Origin of the sequence: Amycolatopsis sp. Hca4 (assembly GCF_013364075.1) — a bacterium.
In the GTDB taxonomy this organism is placed as follows: domain Bacteria; phylum Actinomycetota; class Actinomycetes; order Mycobacteriales; family Pseudonocardiaceae; genus Amycolatopsis.
The window spans coordinates 9233317-9247981 of record NZ_CP054925.1 but is presented as its reverse complement, the minus strand read 5'-3'; the positions used below and the strand labels follow the sequence as shown (position 1 = coordinate 9247981).

Annotated in this window: 17 protein-coding genes; 6 read left to right on the top strand and 11 right to left on the bottom strand. The window is 70.1% G+C overall.

All coding sequences use genetic code 11. From position 1 onward, the window contains the following. The first annotated feature begins 490 nt into the window (after window positions 1-490). Window positions 491-856: a VOC family protein gene (locus tag HUT10_RS42180; protein ID WP_176176307.1), complete on the top strand. Its 366-nt coding sequence runs from the start codon at window positions 491-493 to the stop codon at window positions 854-856. A 3-nt stretch (window positions 857-859) separates the two neighbouring features. Here the strand turns inward: HUT10_RS42180 and HUT10_RS42175 are convergent, their stop codons facing one another. From HUT10_RS42175 to HUT10_RS42165, 3 genes are all read right to left on the bottom strand, one after another. Continuing rightward, window positions 860-1564, bottom strand: a complete 705-nt coding sequence (locus tag HUT10_RS42175; RefSeq protein ID WP_176176306.1) for a class I SAM-dependent methyltransferase — start codon at window positions 1562-1564, stop codon at window positions 860-862. Window positions 1565-1698: 134 nt separating this feature from the next. Then, the gene (locus HUT10_RS42170) at window positions 1699-2223 is read right to left on the bottom strand and encodes a snapalysin family zinc-dependent metalloprotease (RefSeq protein WP_176176305.1); all 525 of its coding nucleotides are present in this window, start codon (window positions 2221-2223) and stop codon (window positions 1699-1701) included. 96 nt (window positions 2224-2319) lie between these two features. Further along, window positions 2320-2652, bottom strand: coding sequence for a YnfA family protein (locus HUT10_RS42165; protein ID WP_176176304.1), 333 nt, complete (start codon window positions 2650-2652; stop codon window positions 2320-2322). Window positions 2653-2670: 18 nt separating this feature from the next. Between HUT10_RS42165 and HUT10_RS42160 the strand changes: the two genes are divergently transcribed. Further along, window positions 2671-3459 carry a DUF4184 family protein gene (locus tag HUT10_RS42160; protein ID WP_176176303.1) on the top strand — a complete coding sequence of 263 codons (789 nt, stop codon included), beginning with the start codon at window positions 2671-2673 and terminating at the stop codon, window positions 3457-3459. On the opposite strand, the gene HUT10_RS42155 is transcribed toward HUT10_RS42160, so the two are convergent. From HUT10_RS42155 to HUT10_RS42125, 7 genes are read right to left on the bottom strand one after another with little or no spacing between them, the layout of a single operon-like run. After that, window positions 3449-3850 carry a metal-sulfur cluster assembly factor gene (locus HUT10_RS42155; RefSeq protein ID WP_086677997.1) on the bottom strand — a complete coding sequence of 134 codons (402 nt, stop codon included), beginning with the start codon at window positions 3848-3850 and terminating at the stop codon, window positions 3449-3451. The two genes, HUT10_RS42160 and HUT10_RS42155, sit on opposite strands and share 11 nt — an antisense overlap. Beyond that, window positions 3847-4296 (bottom strand): Fe-S cluster assembly sulfur transfer protein SufU, encoded by a 450-nt coding sequence (gene sufU / locus HUT10_RS42150; protein ID WP_176176302.1) that lies wholly within the window; start codon window positions 4294-4296, stop codon window positions 3847-3849. Before sufU ends, HUT10_RS42155 begins: the two co-directional genes overlap by 4 nt. Next, window positions 4293-5582 carry a cysteine desulfurase gene (locus HUT10_RS42145; RefSeq protein WP_176176301.1) on the bottom strand — a complete coding sequence of 430 codons (1290 nt, stop codon included), beginning with the start codon at window positions 5580-5582 and terminating at the stop codon, window positions 4293-4295. The genes sufU and HUT10_RS42145 overlap by 4 nt, the downstream gene beginning before the upstream one ends. 37 nt (window positions 5583-5619) lie before the next feature. After that, the gene (gene sufC / locus HUT10_RS42140; protein ID WP_176176300.1) at window positions 5620-6390 is read right to left on the bottom strand and encodes a Fe-S cluster assembly ATPase SufC; all 771 of its coding nucleotides are present in this window, start codon (window positions 6388-6390) and stop codon (window positions 5620-5622) included. Window positions 6391-6419: 29 nt separating this feature from the next. Further along, complete coding sequence (gene sufD / locus HUT10_RS42135; RefSeq protein ID WP_176176299.1) at window positions 6420-7592, bottom strand: Fe-S cluster assembly protein SufD; 1173 nt, start codon at window positions 7590-7592, stop codon at window positions 6420-6422. Window positions 7593-7594: 2 nt separating this feature from the next. Next, entirely contained in the window at window positions 7595-9043 is a 1449-nt protein-coding gene (gene sufB, locus HUT10_RS42130; protein ID WP_176176298.1) for a Fe-S cluster assembly protein SufB, read from the bottom strand. Further along, on the bottom strand, window positions 9040-9819 hold the full coding sequence (locus HUT10_RS42125; RefSeq protein ID WP_176178295.1) for a metalloregulator ArsR/SmtB family transcription factor: 780 nt from the start codon (window positions 9817-9819) through the stop codon (window positions 9040-9042). The genes sufB and HUT10_RS42125 overlap by 4 nt, the downstream gene beginning before the upstream one ends. A 160-nt stretch (window positions 9820-9979) precedes the next feature. Here HUT10_RS42125 and mptB point away from each other — a divergent pair, with 160 nt between their 5' ends. The 4 genes from mptB (at window position 9980) to HUT10_RS42105 (ending at window position 13599) form a co-directional block, all read left to right on the top strand. Beyond that, window positions 9980-11611, top strand: a complete 1632-nt coding sequence (gene mptB, locus HUT10_RS42120) for a polyprenol phosphomannose-dependent alpha 1,6 mannosyltransferase MptB (protein WP_176176297.1) — start codon at window positions 9980-9982, stop codon at window positions 11609-11611. Between the two features lie 6 nt (window positions 11612-11617). Continuing rightward, window positions 11618-12544, top strand: coding sequence for an ABC transporter ATP-binding protein (locus tag HUT10_RS42115; protein WP_176176296.1), 927 nt, complete (start codon window positions 11618-11620; stop codon window positions 12542-12544). After that, window positions 12541-13323: an ABC transporter permease gene (locus tag HUT10_RS42110; protein WP_176176295.1), complete on the top strand. Its 783-nt coding sequence runs from the start codon at window positions 12541-12543 to the stop codon at window positions 13321-13323. The genes HUT10_RS42115 and HUT10_RS42110 overlap by 4 nt, the downstream gene beginning before the upstream one ends. An 81-nt stretch (window positions 13324-13404) precedes the next feature. Next, window positions 13405-13599, top strand: coding sequence for a hypothetical protein (locus HUT10_RS42105; RefSeq protein WP_176176294.1), 195 nt, complete (start codon window positions 13405-13407; stop codon window positions 13597-13599). A gap of 29 nt (window positions 13600-13628) precedes the next feature. Here HUT10_RS42105 and HUT10_RS42100 read toward each other — a convergent pair whose 3' ends face one another. Further along, window positions 13629-14597 carry an IS481 family transposase gene (locus HUT10_RS42100; RefSeq protein ID WP_176175176.1) on the bottom strand — a complete coding sequence of 323 codons (969 nt, stop codon included), beginning with the start codon at window positions 14595-14597 and terminating at the stop codon, window positions 13629-13631. Window positions 14598-14665: the final 68 nt, after the last annotated feature.

Below are 14665 nucleotides of genomic sequence, written 5' to 3'. Positions count from 1 at the left end.
AGCGCGGGCTTGCGGGCCCGGCTCGAAGTGATAGGCCTCAATCAGGCGACGGATGACCACCCCGCGGCCCACCTCCACAAGCCGAGCAGACAGCGGCAGCCGTGGTCATCCCAGAGCCTGCCCGTCCGGCGAGGACGCTTTTGTCTTGAAGCCGCGGCAGACTCGGCAGCTGCCGCGGCAGGGTGAACGCTCGGCAGGGCGGGTCCGACCTCCCCCGCCCCTCCGGTGGGATTTTCAGTCGCCGCCGACTGAAGGGAAGGCTGGGATGAGGGGCGGGGGAGGTCTGGTGACGTTGTTGGTTGCCTTGCGTTGCCGGCCGGCGGTCCGTGTTGACGAAGCACCCCCTGAGGTGCGGGTCTGCGAATCCCCGAGCTTGAACAGCCGAGTAACCGCAGCCATCGCGCTCCGGCGGCGATGGCGGCCGCGGTCCAGGCGCTGCTCGACGACCTCGGCTGAAATTCGCTTGCCCGCGCCTCCTAGGGTGGGCGGCATGACGTCGGTCAGGCAGGTTCAGGTCACCTTCGACTGCGCGGACCCCGAGCGGGTCGCCCGGTTCTGGTCCGAGGTGCTGGGGTACGAGCTGGCGGGCACCGCCTGCAGCGACCCCACCGGCGTGGGCCCGCGGCTGTACTTCCAGCGCGTGCCCGAAAGCAAGGTCGTCAAGAACCGCGTGCACCTCGACGTCCGGGTCGGCACCGGCCTCGTCGGCGAAGAGCGGCTGGCGGCGCTCGAGGCCGAGTGCGCGCGGCTGGAGAAGCTCGGCGCGGTCCGCGGGCAGCTCCTGCTCGCCGACGAGGAAAACGAGTCGTGCCAGAACATGCAGGACATCGAGGGCAACGAGTTCTGCCTCGACTGACCCCTACTCCGCTTCCAGGACGAAGAAGAGGAAGCTCGGGAAGGTGTCGAGGATTTCGAAGTCGCCGGGGAACAGCTCCCGGGCGGCAGGCACCGGGTGCGGTTCGCTGATCACGGCGATCCGGAAGCCGGCCGCGGTGAAGGCGTCGGTCATCGCGTGCAGCGGCTTGTTCCAGAACGTCATCCGCGCTTTTTCGCCGTGGAGCTCGAATTCGTCGGTCCAGGTGTACTGCGCGAAGTAGTCCGGCCGGGGCCCTTCCTGGCGGTGCGTGAGGTTGACCATCATCGGGTGGTTGACCGAGGCGATCAGCCGGCCACCGGGCTTCAGCACGCGCCGGAACTCGGCGAGCACCGGGTCCCAGTCGCGCAGGTAGTGCAGCACCAGCGACGCGATGACGTCGTCGAATTCGGCGTCGGGGTAGGGCAGCGGATCGGCCAGGTCGGCCACCCGCAGGTCCGCGTCCTCGCCGAGCAGCGTTTTCGCGTGCGCCAGCATGCCGGGGCTCTGGTCGAACCCGCTGACGAGTGCGCCGTTCGCCCGCAGCTGCGCGAACAGCGGCCCCGAGCCGCAGCCGGCGTCGAGGATCCGCCGGCCGGCCACGTCCCCGGCGAGCGCGAGGGTCGCGGGCCGCTCGTAGTAGGCGTTCATCAGGCTGGCTTCGTTTTCGGCGGTGTAGGCCGAGGCGAACTCGTCGTAGGCGGCAGTCATGCGGCCCATGGTGCCCGAACCGGCGCGCCGGTGCCACGAGTCCCTCCACAATGGACTGTCCGCACGGCGAGTGCCTCCCTCAAGCGGTGGACCCGGGCGCGGTCTCCGGCGCCGGAGGCCGCGCCCGGGCCGGCTCAGTGCGCGGTGCGCATCTCGGCCGCTGCCGTCAAGCCGTTGACCCACAACGACTGCACCTTCGCCGCCTCGGCGGACGACGGTTTCGCGTTCTTGCACGCCGTTCCCGGGCCGTGGCCCGACATCAGTTCCGTGCACGGGCCGCTGTAGTGGTCCGGCAGCCCGAGGTTGTGGCCCAGCTCGTGGGCCGCGATGCGGGTCGGGTCGAAGCCCTCCGCGACCTGGCTCGTGTCCAGGTAGATCTGGCCGCGGCCGTGGCCGTTCGTGTTCGTGTACGAGCCGCCGCTGTGGATCTCCTGGAACACGATCGTCGCGCCCGTGCTGCGCTTGACGAGCTTCACGTCGGTGACCGCCGCGTTCCAGTTGGCCGCGCCCTGGTCGATCTGCGCCAGGTAGTCCGGAGCACCCGACGAGCTGTAGTACAGCGTCGTGACGGCGGCCGCCGAAGCAACCGGAGCCAGGGCCAGCGGGGCCGCGACAGCCGTGGCCACCGCCACGATCCGGCCGAGCACGCGTCCGTTCATCGTGTCTCCTTTGTCGGATTCAGAGAGCACTTCACCGTGTTTCGCGCGATCAGGTTAGAAGGTCACCACCAGGGTGGCCACGGCCGAAAGTCGGCGTTACCCGCCGCGCGGCCCGTACATGATCACCGCCACCCCCGCGAGGCACAGCAGCGCGCCGAGCACGTCGTAGCGGTCCGGGCGATAACCGTCCGCCACCATCCCCCAGGCCAGCGACCCGGCCACGAACACGCCGCCGTACGCGGCGAGGATGCGGCCGAAGTGGGCGTCCGGCTGGAGCGTCGCCACGAACCCGTACACGCCCAGGGCCAGCACTCCCCCGCCGATCCACAGCCAGCCACGGTGTTCGCGGACGCCCTGCCAGACCAGCCACGCTCCGCCGATCTCGCACACCGCCGCCGCGAGGAACAGGATGATCGACCGGAGGAGCACCCCGGGATACTAGCTGCCGTGCCGTTCACGCTCAGTCATCCCGCCGCCGTGCTGCCCCTGGCGAGAGGGCCGCTGGTGCCCTCGGCGCTCGTCGCCGGGTCGGTCGCGCCGGACGTCTTCTGGTTCGTCCCGCGGCCGCTGCCCGACGTCGGCCTGAGCAAGACCCACGAATTCGCCTCGGCGCTCTGGCTCGACCCGCTCATCGCCTTGCTCCTGCTGGCCCTGTTCCACGTCCTGCTCAAGCGGCCGCTGCTGGCGCTGGTCCCGCAACCGCTCGCCGAACGGCTCCCCCGCCACTTCAGCCGGCGGCGGCCCGGCTGGATCGCGCTGTCGCTCGTGCTCGGCGCCCTCACGCACGTCGGCTGGGACGCCTTCACGCACGAGAGCGGCGGGTTCGCCTTCCTGCGGATCCCGCTCGTCACCGGCGTCGACGTCGGACGCCTGATCCAGCTGGTCAGCACGATCGCCGGGGCGGTGGTCCTGGCCTGGTGGCTGGTCCGCTGGTACCGCCTCGCCCCGGCCCGGCCCGCACCACCGCGCAGCCGGTACCCCAAGGCCACCACGGCTTTCCTCGCCGCCGGCGTCGTGACCGGCGTGCTCGCCGAAACGCTGCCGTTCCTGGCCGAGCACGACCCGATGACCCCCGCCGGCGTCTTCGGCAACGCCACCTACCTCGCCGTCACCGGTGCCGTCAGCGGGTTCTTCGCCGCGCTCGGGCTTTACGCCCTCGCCTGGTATATGTCGTTATACGCAAAACGGGCCACCCGGAAGGGTGACCCGCTCGGCGAAGAAGAACTCAGACGGTGAAGCCGAGGGCGCGCAGCTGCTCGCGGCCGTCCTCGGTGATCTTCTCCGGGCCCCACGGCGGCATCCAGACCCAGTTGATCCGGAAGTCCTTGACCAGGCCGCCGCTGGTGAGCGCGGCGTTCGTCTGGTCCTCGATGACGTCGGTCAGCGGGCAGGCCGCCGAGGTCAGCGTCATGTCGAGGGTCGCGGTGTTGTCCGGCTCGACGCGGATGTCGTAGACCAGGCCGAGGTCGACGACGTTGATGCCGAGCTCCGGGTCGACCACGTCACGCATGGCTTCTTCGACGTCCTCGATCTTCGCCAGGTCGAGGTCCTGCTTCGCGGTGGTCTCGGCGTCGAGGTCGGCGGCGGTCCGGCCTTCCCGAGCGTCGGTGGCGGTGTCTTCGGTCATGCCTTTTCAGCTCCACTGGTCGTCCGGGCGACGGCGTCCTTGAAAGCCATCCAGCCGAGGAGGGCGCACTTCACGCGGGCCGGGTACTTGGCGACGCCCGCGAAGGCGACCCCGTCCTCCAGCACGTCCTCGTCCGGCTCGACCTTTCCCTTGCCCTGCATCAGTTCCACGAAGGCGTCCATGGTGGCGAACGCCTCGTCGATCGTGTGGCCGACGACGAGATCCGTCAAGACCGACGTCGAAGCCTGGCTGATCGAGCAGCCCTGGCCCTCGTAGGAGACGTCGGCGACCTTTCCGTCGTCGAGCTTGACCCGCAGCGTCACCTCGTCGCCGCAGGTCGGGTTGACCTGGAACGACTCGGCGTCGAACGGGTCCCGGAGGCCGCGCCCGTGCGGGTTCTTGTAGTGGTCCAGGATGATCTCCTGGTACATGCTCTCCAGGTTCACTGCGCCACCCCGAAGAACTTCTGGGCTTCCCGGATGCCCGCGACGAGCGCGTCCACTTCGGACAGCTCGTTGTACAGGTAGAAGGACGCGCGCACGGTCGCCTGCGCGTTGCAGGCCCGGTGCAGCGGCCAGGCGCAGTGGTGGCCGACGCGGACGGCGATGCCGAGGCTGTCGAGCACCTGGCCGGCGTCGTGCGGGTGCACGCCGTCGATCACGAACGACACGGTCGCGCCGCGGTCCTCGAGGTCCGTCGGCCCGATGATCCGGACGCCGGGGATGGCGCCGATGCCCTCGATCGCCGCCGCGGCGAGCTGGTGCTCGTGCGCGGCGACGCGGTCCATGCCGATCGCCGAGAGGTAGTCGACGGCCGCGCCGAGGCCGATGGCCTGCGACGTCATCGGCACGCCGGCCTCGAACCGCTGCGGCGGCGGCGCGAAGGTCGAGCCCTCCATGCGGACCATCTCGATCATCGACCCGCCGGTCAGGAACGGCGGCATCGCCTCGAGCAGCTCGGTGCGGCCGTACAGCACGCCGATGCCCGACGGGCCCAGCATCTTGTGCCCGGAGAACACCGCGAAGTCGACGCCCAGCGCGTGGAAGTCCACGGCGAAGTGGGGCACCGACTGGCAGGCGTCGAGCACGGTGAGCGCGCCGACCGCCTTGGCCTTCTCGACCAGCAGCGAGACCGGGTTGACCGTGCCGAGCACGTTGGACTGGTGCGCGAACGCGACCACCTTCGTGCGCGGCGTGATCAGCTCGTCCACATCGGACAGGTCGAGGCGGCCGTTTCCGGTCACCTTGAACCACTTCAGCGTCGCGCCGGTGCGCTGGCACAGCTGCTGCCACGGCACGAGGTTCGCGTGGTGCTCCATCTCGGTGACGACGATCTCGTCACCCGGGCCGACCACGAACCGCGCGGCCTCGGGACCGGCGGTGGCGGCGTTGCTCATCGAGTACGCGACGAGGTTGATGCCCTCGGTGGCGTTCTTGGTGAACACCAGCTCTTCGGGGTCGGCGCCGACGAACTCGGCGATCTTCGCCCGCGCGGACTCGTACGCGTCCGTCGCCTCTTCGGACAGCTGGTGCGCACCGCGGTGCACGGCGGCGTTCGACGTGAACACGTACTCGCGCTCGGCCTCGAACACCGCGGTCGGGCGTTGCGAGGTCGCCCCGGAATCCAGGTACACCAAGGGTTTCCCGTCACGGACGGTGCGCGACAGGATGGGGAAGTCGGCCCTCAGGGCCGCCACGTCGAGTGGCACAGAACCGGCCGAGGTGGTGGTCATCGGGCCGACTCCTCTCTTCTCGGTGTAGTGAGACGTGTCAGACCGCGGCGGGCTCGGTCTTGCCGGTGTACTTGACGTACCCGTTCTCCTCGAGCTCGTCCGCCAGCTCCTTGCCGCCCGACTCGACGATCTTGCCGCCGGCGAAGACGTGCACGAAGTCCGGCGTGATGTGCCGCAGGATCCGGGTGTAGTGCGTGATCAGCATGACGCCGACCTCGCTGTCGGCCTTGTACTGGTTGACGCCTTCGGAGACGATCCGCAGCGCGTCGACGTCGAGGCCGGAGTCGGTCTCGTCGAGGATGGCGAACTTCGGCTTGAGCAGCGCCAGCTGCAGGATCTCGTGGCGCTTCTTCTCGCCGCCGGAGAAGCCCTCGTTGACCGAGCGCTCGGCGAACTCCTGCGAGATCTCGAGCTTGCCCATCTCCTCCTTGACCTCCTTGACCCAGTGGCGCAGCTTGGGGGCCTCGCCACGGACCGCGGTGGCCGCGGTGCGGAGGAAGTTGGACATCGACACGCCCGGCACCTCGACCGGGTACTGCATGGCCAGGAACAGGCCGGCCCGCGCGCGCTCGTCGACGCTCATCTCGAGCACGTTCTCGCCGTCGAGCAGCACCTCGCCCGAGGTGACCTCGTACTTCGGGTGGCCGGCGATGGCGTAGGACAGCGTGGACTTGCCCGAGCCGTTCGGGCCCATGATCGCGTGCGTCTCGCCCGACTTGATGGTCAGGTTGACGCCCTTGAGGATCTCCTTGGCGCCCTCTTCGGTCGTGACCGAGGCGTGGAGGTCCTTGATTTCCAGCGTAGCCATTTCTTCGTTTCCTAAGTCAGAGAGGGCGGTCAGGCGCCAACGGCTTCGAGTTCGGCTTCGATCGCCGCTTCGAGGCGCTCGCGCACCTCGGGGACGTCGATCTTGACCAGGATCTCGTGGAAGAACCCGCGCACGACCAGGCGCCGCGCGGCTTCTTCGGCGATCCCGCGCGACTGCAGGTAGAACAACTGCTCGTCGTCGAACCTTCCCGTCGCGCTCGCGTGGCCGGCGCCTTCGATCTCGCCGGTCTCGATCTCGAGGTTCGGCACCGAGTCCGCGCGCGCGCCCGGCGTGAGCACCAGGTTGCGGTTGAGCTCGTAGGTGTCGGTGGCCTCGGCGGCCGCGCGGATCAGGACGTCGCCGATCCACACGGTGTGCGCGTCCTCGCCCTGCAGCGCGCCCTTGTACATCACGCGCGACTTGCAGTTCGGGACCGCGTGGTCGACGAAGAGGCGGTGCTCCTGGTGCTGGCCCTTGTCGGCGAAGTAGACGCCGAGCATCTCGACGTCGCCGCCCTTGTCGGCGAACGTCGCCGTCGGCGAGACGCGGACCAGGTCACCGCCGAGGGTGATCACGGTGTGCCGCAGCGCGGCGTCGCGGCCCAGCTTCAGGTGCTGCTCGGAGACGTGCACGGCGTCGTCGGCCCAGTCCTGGACGCTGACCACGGTGACCTTGGCGCCGTCGCCGATGACGAACTCGACGTTGTCGGCGTAGGTGCCGGAGCCGACGTGGTCGAGCACGATCACAGCTTCGGCGAACGCCTCGGCGCGGACCTGCAGGTGCCCGTAGGCGACCTGGCCCTCGCCCGGGCCGTGGATCCGCAGCACGGACGGCTTCGACGCCTTCGTCTCCTTCGGCACCGTCACGACGGTGGCCTGCTTGAAGGACGAGTACGCCTGCGCGGCGATCCGGTCGCTCGGGACACCGGCGGCGCCCAGCCGCTCGTCGTCCCGGCCGACCGACTCGATCTTCAGCTCGGGCGCGGCCTCGGTTTCGAGGGTGATCTCGCCGGTGGCGACGGCGCTGCCGTCGTGCAGGCCGCGCAGGCGCTTCATCGGCGTGAAGCGCCAGTTCTCCTCACGACCGCCCGGGACCTCGAAGGCCTCGACGTCGTAGGAGGTGAAGCGCTCCGCGCGGGACGCGGCCGGGATGACCGCGCCCTCGCGAAGAGCTTCCGAAACGTTGTTCTCAGTGACCGACATGACTAGCCGACGGACCCTTCCATCTGGAGCTCGATCAGGCGGTTCAGCTCGAGCGCGTACTCCATCGGCAGCTCACGGGCGATCGGCTCGACGAAGCCGCGCACGATCATCGCCATCGCCTCGGCCTCGTCGAGGCCGCGCGACATCAGGTAGAACAGCTGGTCCTCGCTGACCTTGGACACCGTGGCCTCGTGGCCCATGGACACCTCGTCGTTGCGGATGTCCACGTACGGGTACGTGTCCGAACGCGAGATCGTGTCCACCAGCAGCGCGTCGCAGACCACGCTGGAGCGCGAGTGGTGCGCCCGCTTGGCCACGCGGACCAGGCCGCGGTAGGAGGTGCGGCCGCCGCCGCGCGCCACCGACTTCGACACGATGGTCGAGGACGTGTGCGGCGCGAGGTGCTCCATCTTGGCGCCCGCGTCCTGGTGCTGGCCCTCGCCCGCGAACGCGACCGACAGGACCTCGCCCTTGGCGTGCTCGCCCATGAGGAACACCGACGGGTACTTCATCGTCACCTTGGAACCGATGTTGCCGTCGATCCATTCCATGGTCGCGCCCTCTTCGCACTTGGCGCGCTTGGTGACCAGGTTGTAGACGTTGTTCGACCAGTTCTGGATGGTCGTGTAGCGGCAGCGGGCGCCCTTCTTGACGATGATCTCCACGACCGCCGAGTGCAGCGAGTCGGACTGGTAGATCGGCGCCGTGCAGCCCTCGACGTAGTGCACGTACGCACCTTCGTCGACGATGATCAGGGTGCGCTCGAACTGGCCCATGTTCTCGGTGTTGATCCGGAAGTAGGCCTGCAGCGGGATCTCGACGTGCACGCCCTTCGGCACGTAGATGAACGAGCCGCCGGACCACACCGCCGTGTTCAGCGCGGAGAACTTGTTGTCACCGGCCGGGATGACCGAGCCGAAGTACTCCTGGAACAGCTCCGGGTGCTCCTTGAGCGCGGAGTCGGTGTCCAGGAACAGGACGCCCTGCTCCTCCAGGTCCTCGCGGATCTGGTGGTAGACGACCTCGGACTCGTACTGCGCGGCGACACCGGCGACGAGGCGCTGCTTCTCCGCCTCGGGGATGCCGAGCTTGTCGTAGGTGTTCTTGATGTCCTCGGGCAGTTCCTCCCAGGAGGTGGCCTGCTTCTCCGTGGACCGCACGAAGTACTTGATGTTCTCGAAGTCGATCCCGGAGAGGTCGGCCCCCCAGTTGGGCATGGGCTTCTTCTCGAAGAGCTTGAGCGCCTTCAGTCGCGCTTCGCGCATCCACTCCGGCTCGGACTTCTTCGAGGAGATGTCGGTGACGACGTCCTCGTTCAGCCCGCGACGGGCGCTGGCGCCCGCCTCGTCGGAGTCGGCCCAGCCGAACGCGTACTTGCCAAGGGACTCGATGGTCTCTTCCTGGCTCAGTGGCGCGGTGGTGGGAGTGCGCTGCTCGGCAGCGGCAGTCATGCGGGTTTCCCTCCATTCGGGATCCGTGCTGTGCGTCCCTCGGGGGACGCCGTTCTCACCGGCTCGGGATGGGCCGGCTGACCCGCCGTGACGGGTACGTGGGTGGTGCACGCGGAGTCCCCGCGTGCGATGGTCGCCAGCCGCTGGACGTGGGTGCCCAGCAGCTGCGCGAACGCCTCCGTCTCGGCCTCGCACAGCTGCGGGAACTCCGCGGCGACGTGGGCGACCGGACAGTGGTGCTGGCAGAGCTGCGCGCCCACGTTCTGACCGGGGGCCGGAGCCCCGACCTGGCGGGTCGACGCAGCGTAGCCTTCCCTGCTCAGGGCGGCCGCGAGGGCCTCCGCGCGCGCCGCCGGATCACCCGGTGCGGTGATCGCGGAGCGGTGCGGGCCGACGAGCTTCTCGATGCGCTGCTCGGCGAAGGCGCGGACGGCGTCCTCCCCGGCGTGCTCGGCCAGGAAGCGGATCGCGGAGACGGCCAGATCGTCGTAGGCGTGCCCGAAGCGGGCGCGGCCGGGCTCGGTCAGCAGGAAGAGCTTCGCGGGACGACCCCGGCCCCGGGGTCCGCGGCGCGGCGCGTCCCGCGTCTCGGCTTCGCCGTCCGCGAGAAGGGCGTCGAGGTGCCGCCGGACGGCGGTGGGGCTGATCCCGAGCTGCTCGGCGACCACGACGGCGGTCATGGGACCCTGTTCGAGCAGCAGCCGGGCGACCTCCTGACGGGTCTTGCCCTCGGCGCTGACCTGCGACGGGACGTGCGGGTGGGTGGCGCGGGGCATGTCGCCGCCCGCCTGGTCACCCGCCTCCGTCTTTTTCACAACACAAGTGTGTCTTATTTCCGGGTGACCCGCAAAGGCGGGGTGTCCGGCAGTGATCCGACTCACTCGCCAGGGGGACCGATACCCTGCACGCGTGGCAGTGGGTGAACAGGAGCAGCAAGTGGCACGGCTCGAAACCGGCAGTGCCCACCCCGTGACGCTCTCGCCCGTCCGCCCCCGCGAACCGCTCCCCCTCGAGCCCGCCGAGCAGCGCGGCCTGAACGTGGTCCGGCGCTTCGGCACGGTCGGCTCGCTGTTCCTCGCCCTCGGCTCCCTCGGCGCCGGCGCCGCCCCGGTGATCAACCCGGTGCAGGAGATCCCGGTCCTGCGGCTGTTCACCCGGATCCCGACGGTCTCGCTGGCCATCGCCATCTCCGGGATGGGCATCCTGGTGCTGAGCTGGCTGATGCTCGGCCGGTTCGCCCAGCCCAGCCGGGAGCGGCTGGCCTCGCAGGGCCAGCTCGCGCGCACCACGGCGCTGTGGGTGCTGCCCCTGCTGGTCATCCCGCCGCTGTTCTCCCGCGACGTCTACAGCTACCTCGCGCAGAGCGAGATCGTGCACCGCGGGATGGACCCGTACGTCCTCGGCCCGGCGCAGGCGCTCGGCGTCGCGGACCCGTTCACCGCGGGCGTGTCGAACATGTGGCGCGAGACGCCGGCCCCGTACGGGCCGCTGGTGCTGCGCCTGGGCGGCTGGCTGGCGCCCCTGGCGGGCAACAGCATCGCCGTCGGCGTGCTGCTGCAGCGGCTGCTCGCGCTCGCCGGCGTCATCCTCATCGTCTGGGCGCTGCCCCGGCTGGCCCGCCGCTTCGGCGTGCAGCCGGCGACGGCGCTGTGGCTCGGCGCCCTGAACCCGCTGCTGATCTTCCACTTCGTGGCCGGCGCCCACAACGACTCGCTGGCCGTCGGCCTGATGCTCGCCGGGCTGGAGATCGGCATCCGGCGGCTGCCGATCCGGGTGAAGGGCGACACCCCACCCCCGCTGGCCCGCGGGGAACTGCTCTACATCGGGCTGGGCGTCGCGATCATCACCCTGGGCGTGGCGGTGAAGCTGCCCGCGGTGTTCGCGCTGCCGTTCTTCGCGGTGATGGTGGCGCGGCGCTGGCACGGGCGGCTGAAGGACCTGTTCCTGGCGGGCGCGCCGATGGCGGTGTGGTTCGGCGTGGTGCTGGTCGCCGTCTGCTTCGGCACCGGGCTCGGCTTCGGCTGGGTCGGGGCGACGTTCAACACGCCCGGGCTGGTCCGGTCCTGGATCTCCCCCACCGCGGAGCTGGCCAACCTCTCCGGCGTCCTCGGCATCGCGCTGGGCCTGGGCAACCACACGAACGCGCTGGTCCCGATCCTCGGCGCGCTGGGCTACCTGGTCGCCGTCGGGATCACCTTCAAGTTCCTCTGGGACAGCTTCAAGTGGCGCTACCGGCCGATCATCGGGCTCGGGGTCTCCATGGGGGCGGTGATGATCCTGCAGATCAACCTGCAGCCCTGGTACGTGCTCTGGGCGGTGATCCCGCTCGCCGCCGCGGCCGGGACGTCGCGGTTCCGGGTGGCGGCGGCGGTGCTGTCGGCCGCCCTGCCGTTCCTGCTGCCGCCGACCGGCAGCACCTTCGACGGGCGCCCGTACGTGCTGCCGTTCGCCTACGTCGCGGCGATCGTCGTCTGCGGCGCGGGAATGCTGGTCGTGCGGCGGCTCGCTCCCGTGTTGCTCGCCAAGCCGTCCCCGCGGGTGCCCGAGCCGGTCGACGCCGTATCGTGACCCGATGTGAGTGTCCCTGCCGTCGAGATCAGCGGGCTGGTCAAAAGCTACGGCTCCACCCGCGCGGTCGACGGCCTCGACCTGCGGATGGAGCGCGGCAGCCTGCTCGCCCTGCTCGGCCCGAACGGGGCCGGCAAGACCACCACCGTCGAGGTCTGCGAAGGGTTCTCGAAACCTGACGCGGGCTCGGTGCGCGTGCTCGGCCTCGACCCGGTCCGCGAGTCCGCGGCGCTGCGCCCCCGCGTCGGCATCATGCCCCAGGGCGGCGGCGCGTACCCGGGTGTCCGCGCCGACGAGATGCTGGGCCTGGTGGCCTCCTGCGCGGCGACCCCGCTCGACCCGGCGTGGCTGCTGGACGTCCTCGGGCTGGCCCCGGTCCGCCGCACCCCGTTCAAGCGCCTCTCCGGCGGCCAGCAGCAGCGGCTGTCGCTGGCGTGCGCCCTGGTCGGGCGGCCCGAGCTGGTGTTCCTCGACGAGCCGACCGCGGGCATGGACCCCCAGGCCCGGCGCCTGGTGTGGGACCTGCTGTCGGCGTTGCGCCGCGACGGCGTCTCGGTGCTGCTGACCACGCACTTGATGGAGGAGGCCGAGGCACTGGCCGACACGGTGGTGATCGTCGACCACGGCAAGGTGGTGGTGTCGGGCGCGCCGCAGACGTTGACGGTGGACGAGACGGGCAACGCGGGCCTGCGCTTCAAGGCCAGAACCCGGCTCGACACGGCTTTGCTGGCGGCGGCGCTGCCGGAGGGTTACGCGGTGCGCGAGTCGGCGCCGGGGACGTACGTGGTGGTGGGCTCGGTCGACCCCCAGGTGGTGTCGACGGTGACGGCGTGGTGCGCGCAGCAGGGCGTGCTGCCGGAGGAGCTGCAGGTGGGCAAGCGGACGCTGGAAGAGGTCTTCCTGGAGCTGACCGGACGGGAGCTGCGGGCATGACATTCGCTCCCGGCACTTTCACACCGGCCCCCGGCCGCGGCTCGCTGGGCCGGATGCTGCGCACGCACGCCCGCGTCGAGGTGAGCTTGACGCTGCGCCACGGCGAGCAGGTGCTGCTGACCCTGCTGATCCCGCTGGCGCTGCTGATCGGGCTGTCCCTTTTGGACATCCTGCCGGCGTCTTCGCTGGGCGCGGTTCCCCGGGTGGACTGGATCACGCCCCGGATCCTGGCGCTGGCGGTGATGTCGTCGGCGTTCACCGGCCAGGCGATCGCGCTGGGCTTCGACCGGCGTTACGGGGTGTTGAAGCGCTTGTCGGCAACGGCGTTGCCGCGGTGGCTGCTGGTGGCGGGCCGCCTGGCGGCGGCGCTGGTGGTCGTGGTCCTGCAGTCGGTGATCATCGGCGTGGTGGCGGCGTTCCTGGGGTGGTCGCCTTCCCTCGCGGGGCTGTTCTCGGCGGTGTTGCTGCTGGTGCTGGGGACGTTGGCGTTCGGAGCGCTGGGCGTTCTGCTGGGCGGGGCGTTGCGCGCCGAGGCGGTGCTGGCCCTGGCGAACATCGTGTGGTTCGTGCTCCTGCTGGCGGGCGGCATCCTGCTGGCGCCGTCTTCGTTGCCGTCGGGGCTGGCGCGCGTGGTGGAGCTGCTGCCGTCGGGGGCGCTGGCGGAGGGGATGCGGGCGGCGTTGGTGGACGGTTCGTTCGCTCCGGGGCCGATGGTGGTCTTGGCGGTGTGGGCGGTCGTTGCGGGCGCGGTGGCCTCGCGCACGACGAAGCTCACCTGAGCCCGGCAAAACTGACCTCACCGCCCGGCTTCGTTCCTGAGACGGTTCTCCGGTCCGGATCCGCACCGAGGGGGCCTTCAGATGGTTTCGAAACTGCGCGTCGCCGTGTTCACGCTGGTCATGCTCGCGGTGGTGATCGGGTTGATCGTCCTCCTCGCCACGCTCGGCGCGGGCGCCTTCTGGGTCAAGACCGTCCCGATCGCCGTGCTGCTGTTCGGCACCCTCATCGCGCAGTCGATGGGGCTGTTCCAGAAGAAGGTCAAGGAAACCGAGTGACCTTGGTCCCTTGCGCCGGATAGGCGGCTCTAGGTGTAGTGCCCCGTGAGGTTGTTGACGCGGGTGATAGGTGGCTTTCCGCCGAGTGAGGTGTGAGCTCGGTGATGGTTGTAGCGGTGGAGAAACTCTGGCAGGGCTTCGGCGCGGTGGTGTGAGCTGGTGAAGGGCTGGGCGTAGGCCCATTCTTCGGCGAGGGTGCGGTTGAAGCGTTCGGCTTTGCCATTGGTTTGCGGCCGGTAGCGGCGGGTGAAGCGGGCTTCGGCGCCGATGCTGGCCAGGGCGTCACGCCAGGCGTGGGAGCGGCGGTAGGCCAGGGCGTTGTCGGTCATGACTCGTTCGATCCGGTCGACGCCCAGCTCAGCCAAGGCAGTGGCGGCGCGGCGGAGGAACCCAGCACATGTGGCGGCGGTTTCGTCGGGGTGGATTTCGGCGTAGGCGATGCGGGTGTGGTCGTCGATGGCGCAGTGGACGTACTCGTAACCCACGCGGGCTCCGTAGCGGGCGCGGCGGCGTTCGAGGCTGTCGCGGCCGTGTGCTCGCCAGCCGCCGCCCTCGCGCAGCCGGCCGAGTTTCTTCACATCGACATGCAGCAGCTCGCCGGGCCGGGCGCGTTCGTAGCGGCGGATCGGTTGTCCGGTCGGGCGGTCCAGCCAGGCCAGTTTCGGCAGGTGGTGGCGGGTCAGGACGCGGTGCACGGTCGAGGCGTGCATGCCGAGGATGCCGGCGATGCGGGCCGGGCCGAGACGTCGGTTCCGACGCAGGTCAAGGATCTGCTGCTCGGTCCGCTCCGGGAGACGGGTGGGCGTGTGGTGGGGCCTGCTGGAACGGTCGTGCAGGCCGGCTTCGCCGTGCTGGCGGTAGCGGCGGACCCATTTGTGCCCGGTCGCACGGGAGATCCCGAGTTCGGCGGCCACATGGGCGACCGGGCGTCCCGCGGTGACCCGGTCGATCAGCAACCGGCGGCCGTGCAGGGTCAACCGGGCATTACGGTGGGACACGAAGACCTCCGTCGTGTTCGGTGATGGCGTCAGACACCAGCACCACACACGGAGGTCTTCGCCTTGAT

Excerpts from the sequence above, each read along its gene's own strand:
- HUT10_RS42180 (WP_176176307.1), top strand. The coding sequence starts at position 491 with ATGACGTCGGTCAGGCAGGTTCAGGTCACCTTCGACTGCGCGGACCCC.
- HUT10_RS42175 (WP_176176306.1), bottom strand. The coding sequence starts at position 1,564 with ATGACTGCCGCCTACGACGAGTTCGCCTCGGCCTACACCGCCGAAAAC.
- HUT10_RS42170 (WP_176176305.1), bottom strand. The coding sequence starts at position 2,223 with ATGAACGGACGCGTGCTCGGCCGGATCGTGGCGGTGGCCACGGCTGTC.
- HUT10_RS42155 (WP_086677997.1), bottom strand. The coding sequence starts at position 3,850 with ATGACCGAAGACACCGCCACCGACGCTCGGGAAGGCCGGACCGCCGCC.
- HUT10_RS42145 (WP_176176301.1), bottom strand. The coding sequence starts at position 5,582 with ATGACCACCACCTCGGCCGGTTCTGTGCCACTCGACGTGGCGGCCCTG.
- sufC (WP_176176300.1), bottom strand. The coding sequence starts at position 6,390 with ATGGCTACGCTGGAAATCAAGGACCTCCACGCCTCGGTCACGACCGAA.
- sufD (WP_176176299.1), bottom strand. The coding sequence starts at position 7,592 with ATGTCGGTCACTGAGAACAACGTTTCGGAAGCTCTTCGCGAGGGCGCG.
- sufB (WP_176176298.1), bottom strand. The coding sequence starts at position 9,043 with ATGACTGCCGCTGCCGAGCAGCGCACTCCCACCACCGCGCCACTGAGC.
- HUT10_RS42125 (WP_176178295.1), bottom strand. The coding sequence starts at position 9,819 with ATGCCCCGCGCCACCCACCCGCACGTCCCGTCGCAGGTCAGCGCCGAG.
- HUT10_RS42110 (WP_176176295.1), top strand. The coding sequence starts at position 12,541 with ATGACATTCGCTCCCGGCACTTTCACACCGGCCCCCGGCCGCGGCTCG.
- HUT10_RS42105 (WP_176176294.1), top strand. The coding sequence starts at position 13,405 with ATGGTTTCGAAACTGCGCGTCGCCGTGTTCACGCTGGTCATGCTCGCG.